At 74.2% G+C, this 17,090-nt stretch carries 16 protein-coding genes; 4 read left to right on the top strand and 12 right to left on the bottom strand.

Going from position 1 to position 17,090, the window contains the following annotated elements:
• Positions 1-3 precede the first annotated feature (3 nt).
• From ACH9D3_RS02115 to ACH9D3_RS02085, 7 genes are all read right to left on the bottom strand, one after another.
• Positions 4-993: an RNase H family protein gene (locus ACH9D3_RS02115; RefSeq protein ID WP_396409673.1), complete on the bottom strand. Its 990-nt coding sequence runs from the start codon at positions 991-993 to the stop codon at positions 4-6.
• 44 nt (positions 994-1,037) lie between these two features.
• Entirely contained in the window at positions 1,038-1,745 is a 708-nt protein-coding gene (locus tag ACH9D3_RS02110; protein ID WP_396400420.1) for an MgtC/SapB family protein, read from the bottom strand.
• Between the two features lie 152 nt (positions 1,746-1,897).
• A complete protein-coding gene (gene groL, locus ACH9D3_RS02105; protein ID WP_396400421.1) occupies positions 1,898-3,529 on the bottom strand; it encodes a chaperonin GroEL in 1,632 nt (543 codons plus the stop codon).
• Positions 3,530-3,781: 252 nt separating this feature from the next.
• The gene (locus ACH9D3_RS02100; RefSeq protein WP_396409672.1) at positions 3,782-4,381 is read right to left on the bottom strand and encodes a GNAT family N-acetyltransferase; all 600 of its coding nucleotides are present in this window, start codon (positions 4,379-4,381) and stop codon (positions 3,782-3,784) included.
• 61 nt (positions 4,382-4,442) lie between these two features.
• Complete coding sequence (locus ACH9D3_RS02095) at positions 4,443-4,655, bottom strand: hypothetical protein (protein ID WP_396400423.1); 213 nt, start codon at positions 4,653-4,655, stop codon at positions 4,443-4,445.
• Complete coding sequence (locus ACH9D3_RS02090) at positions 4,652-4,909, bottom strand: DUF3263 domain-containing protein (protein WP_396400424.1); 258 nt, start codon at positions 4,907-4,909, stop codon at positions 4,652-4,654. Before ACH9D3_RS02090 ends, ACH9D3_RS02095 begins: the two co-directional genes overlap by 4 nt.
• Before the next feature lie 62 nt (positions 4,910-4,971).
• Positions 4,972-5,679: an SDR family oxidoreductase gene (locus ACH9D3_RS02085; protein ID WP_396409671.1), complete on the bottom strand. Its 708-nt coding sequence runs from the start codon at positions 5,677-5,679 to the stop codon at positions 4,972-4,974.
• 110 nt (positions 5,680-5,789) lie between these two features.
• Here ACH9D3_RS02085 and ACH9D3_RS02080 point away from each other — a divergent pair, with 110 nt between their 5' ends.
• From ACH9D3_RS02080 to ACH9D3_RS02070, 3 genes are all read left to right on the top strand, one after another.
• Entirely contained in the window at positions 5,790-6,917 is a 1,128-nt protein-coding gene (locus ACH9D3_RS02080; RefSeq protein ID WP_396409670.1) for a YhjD/YihY/BrkB family envelope integrity protein, read from the top strand.
• 90 nt (positions 6,918-7,007) lie between these two features.
• Positions 7,008-7,685 (top strand): uracil-DNA glycosylase, encoded by a 678-nt coding sequence (locus tag ACH9D3_RS02075; RefSeq protein WP_396409669.1) that lies wholly within the window; start codon positions 7,008-7,010, stop codon positions 7,683-7,685.
• Positions 7,686-7,729: 44 nt separating this feature from the next.
• Entirely contained in the window at positions 7,730-8,617 is an 888-nt protein-coding gene (locus ACH9D3_RS02070; protein ID WP_396409668.1) for an SIP domain-containing protein, read from the top strand.
• Positions 8,618-8,689: 72 nt separating this feature from the next.
• Here the strand turns inward: ACH9D3_RS02070 and ACH9D3_RS02065 are convergent, their stop codons facing one another.
• On the bottom strand, positions 8,690-10,648 hold the full coding sequence (locus tag ACH9D3_RS02065; protein WP_396409667.1) for a threonine/serine exporter family protein: 1,959 nt from the start codon (positions 10,646-10,648) through the stop codon (positions 8,690-8,692).
• Between the two features lie 55 nt (positions 10,649-10,703).
• Positions 10,704-11,786, bottom strand: coding sequence for a peptidoglycan bridge formation glycyltransferase FemA/FemB family protein (locus tag ACH9D3_RS02060; RefSeq protein WP_396409666.1), 1,083 nt, complete (start codon positions 11,784-11,786; stop codon positions 10,704-10,706).
• Between the two features lie 273 nt (positions 11,787-12,059).
• Here ACH9D3_RS02060 and murJ point away from each other — a divergent pair, with 273 nt between their 5' ends.
• Positions 12,060-13,613: a murein biosynthesis integral membrane protein MurJ gene (gene murJ, locus ACH9D3_RS02055; protein ID WP_396409665.1), complete on the top strand. Its 1,554-nt coding sequence runs from the start codon at positions 12,060-12,062 to the stop codon at positions 13,611-13,613.
• A gap of 18 nt (positions 13,614-13,631) precedes the next feature.
• On the opposite strand, the gene ACH9D3_RS02050 is transcribed toward murJ, so the two are convergent.
• From ACH9D3_RS02050 to ptsP, 3 genes are all read right to left on the bottom strand, one after another.
• Complete coding sequence (locus ACH9D3_RS02050) at positions 13,632-14,834, bottom strand: ATP-grasp domain-containing protein (protein WP_396409664.1); 1,203 nt, start codon at positions 14,832-14,834, stop codon at positions 13,632-13,634.
• Positions 14,835-14,979: 145 nt separating this feature from the next.
• Positions 14,980-15,258: an HPr family phosphocarrier protein gene (locus ACH9D3_RS02045; RefSeq protein ID WP_396400433.1), complete on the bottom strand. Its 279-nt coding sequence runs from the start codon at positions 15,256-15,258 to the stop codon at positions 14,980-14,982.
• Positions 15,259-15,338: 80 nt separating this feature from the next.
• Positions 15,339-17,039 carry a phosphoenolpyruvate--protein phosphotransferase gene (gene ptsP / locus ACH9D3_RS02040; RefSeq protein WP_396409663.1) on the bottom strand — a complete coding sequence of 567 codons (1,701 nt, stop codon included), beginning with the start codon at positions 17,037-17,039 and terminating at the stop codon, positions 15,339-15,341.
• Positions 17,040-17,090: the final 51 nt, after the last annotated feature.

Here is a 17,090-nt window from a genome sequence, read left to right as displayed (position 1 = left end):
CCGTCAGGACTCGTACGTGCCCTGGTGGAAGCGCAGCTGCCAGGGCCCCAGCTCGGCGCGGGAGTCCTCCCGCACCCACAGGGAGCTGCGCAGGCTCGTGCGGTCCCCCGCAGTGAGCCGGTAGACCAGGTGCACGGCCGCGGGCCCCAGCTCCGTGGCCGTCAGCACGTGCACGTCCACCGCGCCGAGCCCCGGCTCGCGGGGCAGCCGGTCGAGGACGTCCGCCCGGGACCGCCACGAGCCCGAGGCCCCGATCCCGGCGAACCGCTCGTGCAGCAGCTGGCCGAGCCGGTCCGGGTCCGCCCGGACGTCGGGCCGCAGCAGGTCCCGCTCGAGCGCCTGCACGGTCTCCCCCGCCGTGCGGCCGCGGGCGAGCTCCTCCTCGTGGGCCAGGAGCTCGCTCAGGAGGTCGGGGTCGTGCCGGTCCTCGAACGCGTCGGGCTCCGGTCCGTCACCGGGGACCGCGGCCGGGACGGGGGCCGGGACCAGCGTGCCACCGCCGCCGGGCCCGCCGGGAGCCGGGGCGGCGCCGTCGAAGCCGGGGCCCTCGGGCGCGGGGCGACCGGCCTGGAAGGCGGTGGCGACCGCCCGGGCGCGGACGTCGGCCGCCTCGTTGAGCTCGTGGCCGGCGTGGCCCTTGACCCACTCGAAGCGGACGTCCCGGCCGGCCATCGCGGCGTCCAGGGCCTGCATGAGCTCCACGTTGAGGACGGGCTTGCCGTCCTTCTTCTTCCAGCCCTTCTTCTTCCAGCCGGGCATCCACTTGGTGATCGAGTTGATGACGTACTGGCTGTCGCACAGCACCCGCAGCGGCTCGTCGGGGCGGTGGGCCGTGGACTCGAGCAGGTCCAGGACGGCCTTGAGCTCGCCCATGTTGTTCGTGCCGTGGGGCCAGCCGCCGGCCCGCCAGGTGTGGTCGTCGATGTACCAGGCCCACCCGGCGGGACCGGGATTGCCCAGCGCGGAGCCGTCGGCGGCAGCAGTGATCGTCATGGCTCCCATCTTTTCACGCCGCCCGGACCCGGGGCGCCACGCGCTCAGTCGCCGGAGTCCGGCTCGAGCTGCTGCTGGGCGACCTCGTGCACGCCCGCGACCTTCGACAGCTGCACGGCTGCCGTGCGGAGGTCCGTCTTGCCGTCCAGCCGCAGCAGCAGCTCCACCTCCGCGCCCGCGGCACCCTCGACCGTCCGGCTCGAGACGACGGAGGCGCGCAGCTGGAGCTCGTCGACCACCGTCAGCACCTGCCGCAGCACGCCGTGCCCGTCCTCGTAGCGCAGGCGCAGACCCTGCGGGGCGACCAGTCCGGGCAGGCGGCGGGAGAGCGGGGCGAGGACGAGCGCGGAGACGAAGTGCAGGCCCGTGGCGACGACGGCGAGCGGCACGAGCCCGGCCCCGCAGGCCATGCCGATGGCCGCCGCGAGCCAGATGCTCGCGGCCGTGGTCAGCCCGTGCACCACGTCCCGGTTCGTGAAGATCACGCCGGCGCCCAGGAAGCCGATGCCCGTGATGACCTGCGCCGCGACGCGGGAGGGGTCGGGGCCCGCGTCGATCCCCGGCAGCGTGCCGAACCCGTAGGCGGACACGAGCGTGAACACCGCGGCCCCGGTCCCGACCAGGGCGTGCGTGCGCAGTCCGGCGCTCTTGCGCCGCAGCCGCCGTTCGAGGCCCACCAGCGTGGTGAGCCCGAAGGCGATCAGCACGAGCGCGACCTGGACGGGGACCGTGTCCCACACGACGACGCCCACGGCACCTCCTCCGGCAGGTGGTCCCTCCGATTGAACACCACTTCGGCGCGCCGCGGCACCGGGGGCGGGGACGACGACGGGCCGGGCACCTCCGTGAGGTGCCCGGCCCGTGCCGGATGCGTGCTGGGCACGCGCGACGGGTCAGCCGTCGATCACATCATGCCGCCCATGCCGCCCATGCCGTCGTCGGCACCGCCGCCGGCGCCCGCGGGCTCCGGCTTGTCGGCCACGACGGCCTCCGTGGTGAGGAACAGCCCGGCGATGGACGCCGCGTTCTGCAGCGCGGAGCGGGTCACCTTGACCGGGTCGTTGATGCCCGCGGCCATCAGGTCCTCGTAGTCGCCGGTGGCGGCGTTGAGGCCGTGGCCCATGGGCAGGCCGCGGACCTTGTCCACGACGACGCCCGCCTCGAGGCCCGAGTTGATGGCGATCTGCTTGAGCGGGGCGTCGATCGCGACCTTGACGATGTTCGCGCCGGTCGCCTCGTCGCCCGTGAGCTCCAGCGTCTCGAACGCCTTCTGGCCGGCCTGGATCAGGGCCACGCCGCCGCCGGCGACGATGCCCTCCTCGACGGCCGCCTTCGCGTTGCGCACGGCGTCCTCGATGCGGTGCTTGCGCTCCTTGAGCTCGACCTCGGTGGCGGCGCCCGCCTTGAGGACGGCCACGCCGCCGGCCAGCTTGGCCAGGCGCTCCTGCAGCTTCTCGCGGTCGTAGTCCGAGTCCGAGTTGTTGATCTCGGCGCGGATCTGGGCCACGCGGCCCTCGATCTCCTCGGCGGTGCCGGCGCCGTCGACGATGGTGGTCTCGTCCTTCGTCACGACGACCTTGCGGGCCTGGCCCAGCAGGTCCACGGTGGCCGTCTCGAGGGAGAGCCCGACCTCCTCGGTGATGACCTGGCCACCGGTGAGGATGGCGATGTCGGCCAGCTGCGCCTTGCGGCGGTCACCGAAGCCGGGGGCCTTGACGGCCACGGACTTGATGGAGCCGCGCATCTTGTTGAGCACCAGCAGGGCCAGGGCCTCGCCCTCGACGTCCTCGGAGATGATCAGCAGCGGCTTGCCGGCCTGCATGACCTTCTCGAGCACGGGGACCAGGTCCTTGACCGCGGAGATCTTGGAGTTCACCACGAGGATGTAGGGGTCCTCGAGGACGGCCTCCTGGCGGTCCGCGTCGGTGACGAAGTACCCGGAGAGGTAGCCCTTGTCGAAGCGCATGCCCTCGGTGAGCTCGAGGTCCAGCCCGAAGGTGTTGGACTCCTCGACCGTGATCACGCCCTCCTTGCCGACCTTCTCCATCGCCTGGGCGATGAGGCGGCCGATCTCGGCGTCGCCGGCGGAGATCGACGCCGTGGCGGCGATCTGCTCCTCGGTCTCGACCTCCTTGGCGGAGGCCAGCAGCTCCTCGGTCACCGCGGCGACGGCCTTCTCGATGCCGCGCTTGAGGCTCAGCGGGTCGGCGCCGGCGGCGACGTTGCGCAGGCCTTCCTTGACGAGCGCCTGGGCGAGGACGGTGGCGGTGGTGGTGCCGTCGCCGGCGATGTCGTCGGTCTTCTTGGCGACCTCCTTGACGAGCTCGGCGCCGATCTTCTCGTAGGGCTCCTCGAGCTCGATCTCCTTGGCGATGGACACGCCGTCGTTGGTGATCGTGGGGGCGCCCCAGGCCTTCTCGAGGACCACGTTGCGCCCACGCGGGCCGAGGGTGACCTTGACGGCGTCGGCCAGGGTGTTCAGGCCCCGCTCGAGACCGCGGCGTGCCTCTTCGTCGAATGCAATCATCTTTGCCATGTGACTTCGTCCCTCCTGGACGGTAGACAAACGGTCGACCTCCACGGTGCCCGCGACGGACGGTGCGCACGGCGGCGGACTCTTCCCGACGCCGCGCGGCACCTCACCGTGGTGGTTGAGGTGTCACTCCTGTGCCGGTGGCTGCCCGGGTCGGGCCGGGGACCGAACCATTGGCAGTCCACACGACTGAGTGCTAATCGCAATCTTGGCACTCGTCCCGGGAGAGTGCAAACCCCCCTGAGCCGATTCCGCTCAGCCCTGCCACTCCTCGCGGAGCATGCCGTAGATCATGCGGTCGTAGTGCTCGCCGCGGACCATGCGGGCGCGGCGGATCCGGGCCTCCTCCGTGAAGCCGAGCTTCGCCGCGACCCGGCACATGCCCACGTTGCCGCTCCACGTCTCGAGGTCGAGGCGGTGGGAGTCGGTGCGGGCGAAGAGGTACCCGATCCACAGGCGCATCGCCTCGGTCCCGTAGCCGCCGCTCCAGTGCCGCGGGGAGTACACGGTGATGCCCAGCGAGCGCAGCGGCAGCAGGTGCGTGCCGTCCCCCGGGTCCGCGGTGGGCTTCTCCGACCAGTACCAGGACACCTGCCCGATGAACCGGTCGTCGGCGGCGTCGGCGATCACCATCGTCTCGCGCGGATCCGGCCACTCCCCGGCCACCACGCGCTCCCGGAGGGTCCCCAGCCAGCGCTGGGCGCCCTCCGCGGTGAAGTTGGGGTAGAACGGGCCGTCCGTGCGCTGCCACTCGTGCTCGCCGCCGCCCTCGGGCGGCATGATCCACGCCTCGTACGCGACGAGGTCCTCCTCGGTCCAGTCGCGGACGCGGACTCTGCTTCCCTCGAGCTGCACGGCGGTTCCTTCCGGGGCGTCGAACGGTGGGTGGCGGGGGCGGCGTCGGGACCGTGGCGGCTCAGGGTCCCGGGGCGGAGACCTCGGGCGGCGCTCCACCGGGGGCGTTGAGGAACGAGAACGCCCCGACGCCGAGGGTCAGCAGCCCGGCCAGCACGATGGCGGTGAGCTCCCGGGTCCCCACGCGGACCGTCGGCCGGACGCCTCGGTGGGCGCCCTGGCGGGGTCCGTCCTCGGGGACGTCGTCGAACTCGTCGTGCGGATACCGGCTCATCCGCGGTCACCGCGCTGCCGGCGCAGCCGGGCCACGAGCATCGGGTCGTGCTCGAGGGCGGCCCGGGTGTCGATCAGGACGTTGAGCCGCTGGTAGTAGCGGGTGGGCGAGAGGTGCAGACGACGCCGGATCTCCATCTCCTTGGCCCCCTGGTACTTCCACTGCAGGTTCTCGATCGCCAGGATCTCGCGGTCGGTGGGGTCGAGGCCGGCGCCGTCCCCGTCCGGCCCCGCGCCCGGCGCCCTCTCCGGCACTCCGTCCGGCCCCCTCTCCGGGGCTGTGCCGGGTTCCGGGTCGGGCGCGGCGTCCTCGGCGGTCACCGCGACCCCGCCCGGGGGCGCACGGTGACGCTGGTCAGCTGCGCGTCCTCCCCCGCGTCCACGACGGCGCGCACCGCCGCGGCGACGGACTCCGGGCGGATGTAGCGCTCCGGGACGTACTCGTTGCCCAGGCGCGCCTGGATGTCCCGCTGCATCTGCGTGTCCACGGGACCCGGGTGCACCGAGCCGACCACGATCCCGTCGGCCTCGACCTCCTGGCGGAGCGAGTCGGCGAGCGCCCGGAGGGCGAACTTCGAGGCCGCGTAGACGGCGTCGCCGCCGCGGGCGGTCAGACCCGAGCCGGAGTTGAGGAACACGACCCTGCCCCGGGCGGCCCGCAGGGCGGGCAGCAGGAGGCGGGTCAGCTCCGCGGGGGCCACGACGTTGAGCTCGAGCTGCGAGCGCCACTCCTGCACCGAGGCGGCCTCGACCGTGGTCCTCCCGGCGACGGCCGCCGAGTGCACGAGGACGTCGACCCGGTCCAGGTCCGCCACCAGGGCGGGCAGGGCCTCGAGGTCGGTCAGGTCGGCGGCGCGGACGCTCACGTGCGGGAGGCCGGCGAGCTCGGCCAGCCGGCCGGCGTCGCGGCCCAGGGCCAGGACGTCGTGGTCGCGGGCGAGGTCCAGCACGCAGGCGCGGCCGATGCCCCCGGTGGCCCCGGTGACGACGGCGAGGGGACGGGTCTCGGTCGGGGAAGCACTCATGCGCCCACTCTAGCCAGTCCGCCGCGGGTCGTGCCCGTCCCGGAGCGCGGGCAGGCCCACGGCGGCCGCCCCGGTATCCTGGCCCGCAGGCCACCACGCGGAGGAGTCCCATGGCAAGCGAGTCCGACACCTCGGGAGACCCCGGACCGGCCCCGGACAGGCCGGACGACCCGGGGTCGGACCCGGACAGCCCGGAGAAGCCGTCCTCGCCCGCCCAGATCACCCGCCCGTCCTGGAGCTACATCCTGCGCCGGACCGTCCACGAGTTCCTCCGCGACGAGTGCACCGACTCCGCGGCGGTGATGACCTTCTTCGCCGTGCTGTCCATCTTTCCCGCGCTGCTGACCGTGGTGTCCCTGCTCGGCGTCGTCGGCCAGGCCGACGCGACCACCCGGACCCTGCTGCGCCTGCTCGAGGAGTTCGGCGCCCCGGACGGGGCGGTGGAGGTGCTCGACGGCCCGATCGGCGACCTCACCGGCTTCCCGTCGGCGGGGCTGACCCTGGTCACGGGTCTCGTCGGCGCCCTCTGGACGGCCTCGGGCTACGTGCGGGCCTTCGGCCGGGCCATGAACCGGATCTACGAGGTCGAGGAGGGCCGGCCGCTCTGGAAGCTCTACCCGATGATGATCGCCGTGACCCTCGTGCTGATCGCGCTGGTCGGGGGCATGGTCCTGCTCCTGCTGCTCTCCGGGCCCGTCGCCGAGCGCCTGGGCGGGCTGATCGGCCTCGGCGGGACCGCGCTGCAGCTGTGGAACACCGCCCGTGTGCCCGTCCTGCTGGCCCTGCTCGCGTTCATGATCGCGATCCTCTACTACGCCACCCCCAACATCCGGCAGCCGAGGTTCCGCTGGCTGAGCCTGGGGTCCGCGCTCGCCATCGTGGTCATGGCGGTCACGACCGTGGGCTTCAGCTACTACGTGTCCAACTTCAGCAACTACAACGCCACCTACGGCACCATCGGCGGCGTCATCGTCCTGCTGCTGTGGATCTGGATCATGAACATCGTGCTGCTCGCGGGCGCGGAGTTCAACGCCGAGACGGAGCGCGGACGCCAGCTCCAGGCGGGCATCGAGGCCGAGGAGGTCCTGCGGCTGCCGAAGCGCGACCTCCGCGCCGTCCGGAAGCTGCAGCAGAAGGAGCAGGAGCTGGTGGAGGAGGGCCGCACGCTGCGCCGGCGGCACGCGGACACCGACTACCGCGAACCCGCGCGGGCGGACTCCCCCGGAGCGTCCGCCTAGAGTGGTGCCCGCGGGCCACCGCCGGCGCCCGCCGGCACGAGCGGCGCCCGCGCCGCTCGTCCGCACCCGGCACCGACCCCGAGGAGCACCGTGAGCGAGCCCCGGCCCCTGGACACGATCATGGCCCCCGACTGGGCCGAGGCGCTGGCACCGGTGGAACCGCAGATCCGGCGGATGGGCCGGTTCCTGCGCGAGGAGCACGCCGACGGGCACCGCACGCTCCCCGAGGGCAGCGCGGTGCTGCGCGCGTTCCAGGACCCGCTCGAGCAGGTCAAGGTGCTGGTCGTGGGGCAGGACCCCTACCCCACCCCCGGCCACGCCATGGGCCTGTCCTTCTCCGTGCAGCCCCATGTGCGCCCCGTCCCGCGCTCCCTGCAGAACATCTACAAGGAGCTGCGGGACGACCTGGGCATCGATCCGCCCGAGCACGGGGACCTCTCGGCGTGGTCGCGGCAGGGCGTGATGCTCCTGAACCGGGTGCTCACCGTGCGCGCGGGCGCCCCGGCGTCCCACCGCGGGAAGGGCTGGGAGGCCGTCACGGAGCGGGCCATCCAGGTGCTCGCCGGCCGGGGCAGCCCGCTCGTGGCGATCCTGTGGGGCCGTGACGCCCGGAGCACGGCCGCGTGGCTGGACGGCGTCCCCACGGTCGAGTCCGCGCACCCGTCCCCGCTGTCCGCCTCCCGGGGCTTCTTCGGGTCCCGCCCGTTCTCCCGCACCGACCGGCTCCTGGAGCAGCAGGGGGCCGAGCCCGTCGACTGGCGGCTGTGAGGCCGCGCGGCGCCGCCCGGAGGCCCTCCGTTAGGGTGGTCGGCATGACGACGACCCCCCGTGCCCCGTCCGCGCGACCCCGCAGACCCCAGCTGAACCTGACGGTGCGCTCCCGCGAGCAGCTGTCGCCGTCGATGGTCCGCGTGGTCCTGGGCATCGACGAGCCCGAGCGCTACGAGGACATCGCCCCGCCCGAGAAGTACGTCAAGCTCGTCTTCCCCCGTCCCGGCACCGAGCACGCCCGTGCGGGGCACCCCGGCGCGGTCCCCGGCCCGGACCACGGGCGGAACCCGGACTACTGGGCGCTCAGGGAGACCCTGCCGGGCGGGCAGCAGCCCGTGACCCGGCACCTCACGATCCGCCGCCACGTGCCCGAGCGGCACGAGCTCTGGATGGACTTCGTGCTGCACGGCGACGAGGGCTTCGCGGGGCCCTGGGCGGCCCGCGCCGAGCCCGGGGACCGGATCATCGCCCTGGGTCCGGGCGGCACGTGGGTGCCCTCCCCCGACGCCGCGTGGACCCTCGTCGCCGCCGACGACGCCGCGATCCCCGCCGCGCTCGCGGTGCTGGAGTCCCTGCCCGCGTCCGCGCGCGGTGCCGTGCTCCTGGAGGTGGACTCGCCCCGCGACGTCCAGCCGGTGTCCGCTCCGGCCGGCATGGCGGTGCGCTGGGTGTTCCGCGAGGAGGGCGGGCCCGGCGAGGTCCCCGCGCTCGTGCGCGCCGTGCACGAGGCCGGCTGGCCGGCGGGTCCCGAGGGCGTGCAGGTCTTCGCCCACGGCGAGCGGGAGGCCATGAAGGCCCTGCGCGAGGAGCTGTTCACGCACCGCCGGCTCGAGCGGGAGCAGGTCTCGCTGTCCGGCTACTGGGCGCGGGGCCGCACCGAGGACGTCTTCCAGGCGGAGAAGAAGCTGCCCGTCGGCAGGATCCTCTGAGTCCGGCCGGGACCGACGCGGGCGGTGCCGGAGCCGCCGGGCGCGGCGGCGCCGGGGTCGGCGGCGACAGGCTCAGCGGCGACGGTTGCGCCGGGAGCCGGTGCCGTTGAGGTGCCCCACGAAGGGACGCATGAGGTACTTGCCCAGCACCACCCCGGAGGCCAGCGCCACGATCGACGCCATCGCGTTGACGAGCCCCACGAGTCCCGGGCCGTAGGTGTCGGTCTCCACGGTGATGGTGTACATGCCGCGGAAGATGGACAGCCCGGGCAGCAGGAACGTCATCGCGGGGATCGCCAGGACCAGCTGGGGGATCCGGTGCCGGGCCGCGAGCACGGTCGCCACGCACCCGCTGGTGACCGCCGCGAGCGCCGTGTCCAGGCGGGCGCCCAGACCGATGGACATGCCGGTGTGGTACACCACGAGGCCGCCGAGGGCGGTGACCACGGTGGAGAGCACGTGGCGGGGTTTGGCCTGCATCGTGACCGCGATGAGCCCGGTGGCGATCAGCAGGAACACGGTGTTGGTCAGCGGCCCCACCGGGTCGAAGGCGCTCTGCGAGACGTCGAACCGGGGCACGCCCACGTAGCCGGCGATCGAGACGCCGCCCGCGATGCCGGCCACGAGGCCGAGGAACGCCATGGACGTGGAGAGCAGCCGTCCGGCCGCCGTGACGGGGAAGCCGTTGATCGCGTCCTGCATGGTGGAGACCATGCGGGCGGTGGGCAGGAGCAGGATGATCCCGCCCGCGATGACCCGCGCCGGCGACAGGTCGACGCCGGCCCAGGACAGCATCAGGGCCATCGTGGTGAGGATCCCGGACTGGGCGGCCAGGGTGAAGAACTCGGGGATCCGCCAGATCCCCAGCCGGTGGGCCACGAGCTGGTTGACGACCGAGGACACCCCCGCGACGAGCGCTCCCAGGACGCCGCCCCCGATGCCGACGGTGATGGACATCGCCGCGACGGTCGTGGCGGCCCGCACCATCCACCGGGCATAGGGCTTGGGCTTGGCGTTGATCGCCTCGAGGCGCCGTTCCGCCTCCCCGCGGGGCATCTCTCCTCCCGTGATGTCCGCGACGAGCTGGTGCGTCTCGGCCAGGCCCGCGTAGTTGTCCGTCCAGGAGCGCACGACCCGCATGACGGTGTGGCTGTTGGTGTCCGGGTCGTTGAACACGTCCTCACGGGTGCGGGTGTCCTCGCCGTCGGCGCGGTCGTCGTCGTCGGCGACGTAGTTGATCGTGACGGCCTGGTTGGTGATGTCCACCTCGACGTTCTCGACCCCGTAGGTGGCGCACACCGCGATGATGGCGTTCTCGACGTCCAGGGCGTCCGCGCCGTAGTGGAACATCGTCTCCGCGAGCCGCAGCGCGAAGTTCAGGGTGCGACGGGCCTGGCGGCTGGTGGACTCCCCGAACCGGCGCAGGTTGGCGAACGGGGAGGCGTTGAGCCGTTCCACCACGCGCATGGGGGCGGTCGGGGCGGCCTCCCCCTGCAGGATGGAGCGCAGCCGGGAGCGCCCGCCGGGCCGCGCCGCCTGCGCCCGCGTGGAGGGGTAGGAGCCCCGCTGCATCCGGTCGGAGCTCTTCCCGGGGGCCGGGAAGGGGCCGATCGTCGTCGTCTCCGGCCGGGAGACGGGGGCCGCGTCGGTGCGGCGACGCCGGCGGGCCGACGTCGTCCGGGGCACGGTCTGGGCGGCCGAGAGCAGCTCGCGGCGCTTCTCCGGCTCGGAGGCGTTCCCGTACTCCCGGATCAGGCTCGTGCTGAGCACGGGCAGCGCCTGCGGGCCGGTGGGCACGTCGTCGGACGTGGCGGTCCCGGCGCGGCGCCGGGCGTGCAGCGCCTGGGTCTCGGTGGGGCGCACCTGGGGCAGGCCCGCACCGTGCCGGGCGATCGGGCGGGCGGCACCCGTGAGGGTCGTGTCCCCACCGGGTCCGAACGGCTCGACGACGTGGGCGTCGGGCTCCTCTCCCCCGTCCGACGAGGGGTAGGCGGCGAACGGGCGCAGGGGGGCGCGCTGGTCGGTCACCACGCGGCGTTCCTCCTTCCGTGGCGCGGGGGGCGGGCCCGGCGGGGGTGGGGGCGGATCAGTAGAAGGGCTGCCCCGTGCGGCGGACCCACAGCTGGCGCTGGACCTTCTCGGCCACGCCGGTCCAGACCGCGTACTTGGCGGGGCTCAGGACCTGGTCGTGGACGCCCACGAAGTCGACCACGGTCTTGGTGAAGCTCGTCTTGAACAGGCCCAGCCCGTAGTAGGGGTGCTCCTTGTCCTTGAGCTGGTCGCTCGGCGGGGTGCCGCAGAAGTCGTACTCGACGATCCCGTGGTCCCGCATGAGGTCCGTGATCGCGGTCCACTGCAGCAGGTGGGAGTCACCGTACTGGCGGCGCCGGGGCTTCGAGCCGCCGTCCTTGTAGGTGCCCTTGGTCCCGTAGGCGATGACGTAGGCGCCCACGGACGGCTCGCCGTCCTCCCAGGTGAAGTACAGCCGGCCCTGACCGGCCCGCTCGAACGCCGTCCAGAACGCCGCGTAGTACTCGTAGGAGCGCAGGTTCACGTCGGCCGACCCCTGGCCCACGGTGTCCATGAGCCCGTACATCCGGCGCATGTTCTGCTCGGTGAGCTCCACCCGCTCGACGGTGCAGCCCTCGCGCAGGGCCCGCCGGACGGCGTTGCGCCCGCGGGAGTGCAAGGACTTCAGCACGGCCTCCTCGTCCCGGTCGGTGTCGAGGAGCGCGGTGGAGTCGTTGGGCTGGATGTTGAAGGACTTCCGCAGCCCGGCCCGCGCGAGGACGCCGCGGGCGTAGTCGGAGTCCAGGACGTCCGGCTCGATCTTGACCGCGAAGACGTTCAGCCGCTGCTCGGCCACGAGCCGGGCAGTGGCCGCGGCGATCCCGGGGATGTCGTCGACGGACGCGACGTCGGGGCCCTTGATCATGTACCAGAGCCTGCCCAGGGCGGGCACCGGCTTCTCGAGGACCAGGTTGTAGGACGACGGCCCGCCGTCGGCGGGCTCGTGCACGAGGTGCCGGGGCCGCCAGCCGTGGTCCGCCTTGACGTCCGCGAAGGACGCGGACTGCAGCAGGTTGCCGCCGTGGGGGTTCGCCGTGACGTGGGCGTCCCAGTCGGCGATCTCCTGGGCGGTGGCGAAGCGTGCGGTGAACTCTCGCAAGGCTCTCTCAATCGTCGGGGTCGTCGGGGGCTGCCGGCCGGGGGCGGCCGGCGGGCCGGTGCACCGGCGGGGGCCGGCCCCGGTCAGTCTAACCGCGCGGACCCCAGCGGGTTCCGAGCCGTGCCGGGCACGGGCCGCGCGGCCGGGGCCGGCCCCGGCCGGTGCGCTGTGTATTCTGTTCAGGCGGTTCGCACCGGCAGGCCGGCGGACCGCAGCAGACGGAGCCCGCGCCCATCCCCGGGGCGGTCCCGGACCAGGGAGGTGGCGGAAGCCGTGGGCGGACCGGGCGGGCGGTGGAGCATCGCCCGTGCCGCGGTGCTCGTCACGGGTCTGACCGCCGTCTCGACCGTGCTGGGCTTCGTCCGGGACGTCGTCATCGGCGCCGTCTTCGGGGCCGGGGCCGCGCTCGACGCGTGGTTCGTGGCGCAGGGGGTGATGAACGTCGTCCTCGGCCTGATCGCCTGGGCGATGGCCCGCTCCGTGACCCCGGTGACCGCCCGGGAGGCCGCCCGGGAGCGCGCGGACGGCACGGGGTGCCGCGGCCACCGCGGCTTCGAGGTGTCCCTCACCGTCACCGTGGTCGTCCTCGGCCTGGCCGGCGTGGTCACGGGCCTGCTCGCGGAGCCCGTGACGAGCCTGCTCGCCCCCGGGTTCGACGACGAGCAGGTCGCCACGGCCGCCGCACTCACCCGCATCGTCCTGGTCGCGACCGTGCTCGTCGCCGGGACGGATCTCCTGGCCGCCCTCGTACAGGCGCACGGCCGCTTCGCGTGGTCGTCCCTGCAGGGCGTCCCGTTCAACCTCGTCATGATCGCCGCGGCGGGCCTGCTCGGGCCCCGGTACGGGATCGCGGCGCTCGCGGTGGGGTACGTGGTGGGGTCGGCGGCGCGGCTGCTGATGCAGCTGCCCCCCGTCGTGGCCCTCGGCACGCGGGTCCGGCCCCGGTGGGACATGGGGGACCCCGGTTTCCGGGAGATCGCCCGGCTCGTTCCGCCCATGCTGGTGGGCAACGCCGTCGTCAACGTCAACACCCTGGTCGACCGGGCGGTGGGCTCCACCCTCGGCGACGGCACGATCTCCGCCCTGTCCTACGGCTGGCGGCTCGTCGACCTGCCGGAGACCATCGTCATCGCCGCCCTGCTCGTCCCCCTCTACCCGGCCCTGGGCGCCTCCGCGGAGGACCGTCCCGAGCTGCGGCGGCTCGTGCACCGTGGGCTGTCCGTGGTCGTGACGGTGCTCGCCCCGGTCTGCGCGGTCTTCGTGGTCGCGGCCGGTCCCCTCGTCGCGACCGCCTTCGGCCACGGCGCCTTCGACGACGAGGACGTCGCGGCGACGGCCACCGCGGTCGCCTGGTACGCCCCGGCGCTGCTCGCCCTCGGCGTCCGGCAGGTGGTGGTGAGGGCGTCCTACGCCCTCGGCGACTCGCGCGGGCCGGTGGTCGTGGCGGTGCTGGCGATGGTCGTGAACGTGGTCGGGGACGTCGTACTGGCCCCCGTCATGGGACTCGCCGGGATCGCGGCGGCCACGACCGCGTCCCTGGTCGCGGCCGCGCTGCTCAACGCGTGGCTGCTGCACCGGCGACACGCCGGCCTGGACGCACGGACGGCGACCGTCCTGGTGCTCCGGGCGCTGGCGCTGGCGGCCGTCGCCGGCGCCGCGGGACTGCTCGCGCGGGAGGCGCTGCCCGCGCTGCCGTCCGTCGTGCTCGCCGCGCTCTGCGCCGCCGTCGTGGGCGGCACGTACCTGCTCGGGCTGGTCGCGCTGCGCGCCCCCGAGCGGCTGCTCGTGGGCGAGACCCTGCGTGCGCTGCGGCGACGGCGGCGCTGACAGCACCGAGGGGCGTGGCTAGCGGGACTCCGCGCCGTTCCTGACCCGCCACGTGGCCAGGTGCCAGGTGGGACCGAGGTCGCGCAGGTCCCACACGCTGTGCTGGGCGCCGCGGCCCCAGCGCAGCGTGTCGACGACGTCCGCCGCCAGACCGCCCCGGCGCTCCACGGCGGCCCGCCGCATGTCCCCGGCCAGCCAGGCGTAGCGGACCCCGGGGCGGGCGTCGGGAAGCCGCGGCACGGGTCCGCCGAGGACCAGCCGGCCCCAGGCGTCGGCCAGGCCGGGGCGCGCGGCCTCGGCGAGGGCCATCGAGCCGAAGAAGCGTCCGTTGAGGTCGATGAGCTGCGGCACGCCGTCGTCCCCGGTGAGGAACTGCAGCTCCACGAGACCCCACCAGCCCAGCTCGCGGAGCAGCGCCTCGGCTCGGTCCGCGAGCGCCTCGTCGACGGGCACCGTCTGCGCGCGGGCGGAGACGCCGTTGGGCGTGGGCCACAGCCGGGAGGTGGTCTGCTGCACCCGGCCGCGCAGGCGACCGTCGTGGTAGACGCCGATCAGGGCCCCCAGGGTGCCGCGCACGGGTGCCTGGAGCACCGGCTCGGCCCCGGCGCCGAGGATCCGCCGGACCTGCCCGGCCGCGGCGCGGGCGTCCGGGAAGAGCTTGGCCTCGATGCGGTGGGGACGGGTCTGGCCCGGGGCCCAGTGCGCCCGGCACTTGACCACGACGGGGCCGTCCCACGCGGCGAGCGCCTCGTCCGTGGCCGCCAGCGTCCGCGGAGCGGCGAGTCCCGCCCGGACGGCCCGGTCCGCGAGGCCGATCTTGTCGAGGGCCGCGGCCACCACCTCGGGGCCCGGGTGCGCCACGGCCGCCGGGATGTGCCGGCGGTACGCCGAGACCGCGGCCATCCAGTCGTCGCCGGCGCCGAAGACGACGTCGTAGGACTTCTCCGTGACCGCCCGGCGGACGCCGTCGATGAAGGCGGCGCCGTCCCCCCGGGGCCGCGGCACCTCGTGGCGGACCGCGGCCGCCCGCGTGGCGCCCAGCATGCCGGGTCCGTCCGGGGTGCCGACGCCCACGGTCCAGCCCGCCCGTCCGAGCGAGCGCGCCGCCGCGAGCGCCCCCCGGTCCCGGCCCGTGCCCACGATGAGCGCCCGTCGAGGCGCCCGCGGCGATCGCTCCCGCTCCGGGCTGCTGTGGTCGAGCGGTGGTCGGTCGGCGGTCATCGGTCCTCCATGCTGTGTACGGGCATCCCCTCCACGGTAGTCGCCGCTCGTGGGAGGCCGGTGAGACACGTCCGGGTCAGGGCGACGGCGCCCGCCCNCCACCGTGCGGTGGGCGGGCGCCGTGGGTGCCGGTGCGGAGGTGGGGCTACTCGGCGTCGTGGTCCGTCTCGAGGATCTGCACGAGGGAGTCGAGCGCGTCGTCGGCGCCCTCGCCCTCGGCGCGCAGGACGACCTTGTCCCCCTGGCCGGCGCCGAGGGACATCAGCGACAGCACGCTGGAGGCATCCATGGCCTCGTCCTCGGGCTCGCCCTCGGCCGCGATGGTGATGTCGAGGTCGTACTCTCCCGCGGCCTCGGCGAAGATCGCGGCCGGACGGGCGTGCAGGCCGACGGACGAGGCGATGGTGGCGGTGCGTTCTGCCATGGTGGTTCTCCTTCGGGTTGCGGGGCCCTGGATGGCGGGCCCCGGTGGTTGGGGTGGTGCGGAACGGTGGAGCCGGCCGATCAGAGGCCGAGCTCGGCGAGCACGCTGAGCTCGGCCCGCACGGCCGCCGAGGCCTCCTCCGCGCTCGGCTGCTCGATGGCGACCTCGGCGAGCGCCTGGGCGGTGCCGAGGTCGACGCTGCGCAGCACGGCCGCGACGGAGGCCAGTCCGCGGGGGCTCATGGACAGGGTGTGCACCCCGAGGCCCACGAGCACCACGGCGAGCGCCGGATCGGCCGCGGCCTCGCCGCAGACACCCACGTTGCGGGGGCCGGCGCCCTCGGACTCGGCCCGGCGGGCTCCCTCCACGGTGTACCGGATCATCCGCAGCACGGCGGGCTGCCACGGGTTGTTGAGCTCCGCGAGCGAGCCCATCATCCGGTCCGCGGCCATCGTGTACTGGGTGAGGTCGTTGGTGCCCAGGGAGACGAACCTGACGTGGCGCAGGATCTGGTCGGCGGTGACGGCCGCCGACGGCGTCTCGACCATGACCCCGGGGACCCGCAGGCCGGCGGCCGTCGCCATCGCGGCGAAGTCCGCGGCCTCGGAGGTCGTGGCGATCATCGGCGCCATGACCCACACGTCCGCGTCCGTCGCCTTCTCCGCCAGCGCGATCGCCTCGAGCTGGCGGGCGAGCACGCCCGGCACCGTGCGGTCCGTGCGGTAGCCCCGGACCCCGAGCGCGGGGTTCGGCTCGTCGGTGTCCGTGAGGAAGGGCAGGGGCTTGTCCGCTCCGGCGTCGAGGGTGCGGACCACGACCTTCTTGCCGGGGAAGGACTCCAGGATCGCGGTGTACTGCTCCACCTGCTCCTCGACGGACGGCTCCTTGTCCCGGCCCAGGAAGCAGAACTCGGTGCGCAGCAGCCCCACGCCCTGGGCGCCGGCCGCCGCCGCCGTGCGGGCGTCCTCGGGGGTGCCCACGTTGGCGAGCAGCGGCACCTCCGTGCCGTCCGAGAGCACGCCGCTGCCGTCGAAGGCGCTGCGCGCCGCGGCGCTGCGCACCCACGCCTCCACGAGCTCGAGCTCCTCCTCGCCGGGCTCCGTGCGGATCTCGCCGCTGGCACCGTCCACGAACACGCTCGTGCCGTCGGCGATCTCCTCGACGCCCCGTGCGGCCACGACGGCGGGCAGCCCGAGGTTGCGGGCCAGGATGGCCGTGTGGGACTGCGGTCCGCCGCCGGAGGTGACCAGGGCCAGGACCATCTCGGGGTCCAGGGTCGCGGTGTCCGCGGGCGCCAGGTCCTCGGCGGTCAGCACGAACGGCGTCTCCCGCTGCGGCACACCCGGCATGGGGAGCCCCCGCAGCTGGCACACGAGCCGGGCCCGGACGTCCTCGATGTCCGCGGCGCGCTCGGCCATGTAGCCGCCCAGGGCACGCATCTGGTCCGCGTAGTCGCTCGCGGCCTCCCACAGGGCGCGCTCGGGGGCGAGCCCTCGTCCGGTGATGAGCTTCGCGGCGTTCTTCAGCAGCGCCTTGTCCCCCGCCATGAGGGCCGTGGACTTGAGCACGTCCGCCGCGTCCTTCTCGACGGCGACCTCGGCGCGCCGCTTGAGCTCCGCCTTGACGGCGGCCGCGGCCGTGTGCAGCCGGTCCACCGCCGCCTGGGGCTCCTCGTCCTGGAGGGTCAGCTCCGCGGCGGGCTCGGAGACGGGCTCCGGCATGCTCACGAGCTCGCCGATGACGCGGCCCGCGCACACCCCCACGCCTGTCAGTGTCTGCATGGTGTTCCTCTTCCTGGAGAAAAGAGCGGTCGTGCACGGGCCCTGTCGGGC

This window comes from Kocuria kalidii (assembly GCF_044462225.1).
Classification (GTDB): domain Bacteria; phylum Actinomycetota; class Actinomycetes; order Actinomycetales; family Micrococcaceae; genus Kocuria; species Kocuria kalidii.
The sequence above is the reverse complement of the archived record's forward strand: the minus strand, read 5'-3'. Positions and strand labels throughout refer to the sequence as shown.

Bases quoted from the DNA above. Each gene is read 5' to 3' on its own strand.
- ACH9D3_RS02115 (WP_396409673.1), bottom strand. From the start codon at position 993: ATGACGATCACTGCTGCCGCCGACGGCTCCGCGCTGGGCAATCCCGGT.
- groL (WP_396400421.1), bottom strand. From the start codon at position 3,529: ATGGCAAAGATGATTGCATTCGACGAAGAGGCACGCCGCGGTCTCGAG.
- ACH9D3_RS02095 (WP_396400423.1), bottom strand. From the start codon at position 4,655: ATGAGCCGGTATCCGCACGACGAGTTCGACGACGTCCCCGAGGACGGA.
- ACH9D3_RS02085 (WP_396409671.1), bottom strand. From the start codon at position 5,679: ATGAGTGCTTCCCCGACCGAGACCCGTCCCCTCGCCGTCGTCACCGGG.
- ACH9D3_RS02080 (WP_396409670.1), top strand. From the start codon at position 5,790: ATGGCAAGCGAGTCCGACACCTCGGGAGACCCCGGACCGGCCCCGGAC.
- ACH9D3_RS02070 (WP_396409668.1), top strand. From the start codon at position 7,730: ATGACGACGACCCCCCGTGCCCCGTCCGCGCGACCCCGCAGACCCCAG.
- ACH9D3_RS02050 (WP_396409664.1), bottom strand. From the start codon at position 14,834: ATGACCGCCGACCGACCACCGCTCGACCACAGCAGCCCGGAGCGGGAG.
- ACH9D3_RS02045 (WP_396400433.1), bottom strand. From the start codon at position 15,258: ATGGCAGAACGCACCGCCACCATCGCCTCGTCCGTCGGCCTGCACGCC.
- ptsP (WP_396409663.1), bottom strand. From the start codon at position 17,039: ATGCAGACACTGACAGGCGTGGGGGTGTGCGCGGGCCGCGTCATCGGC.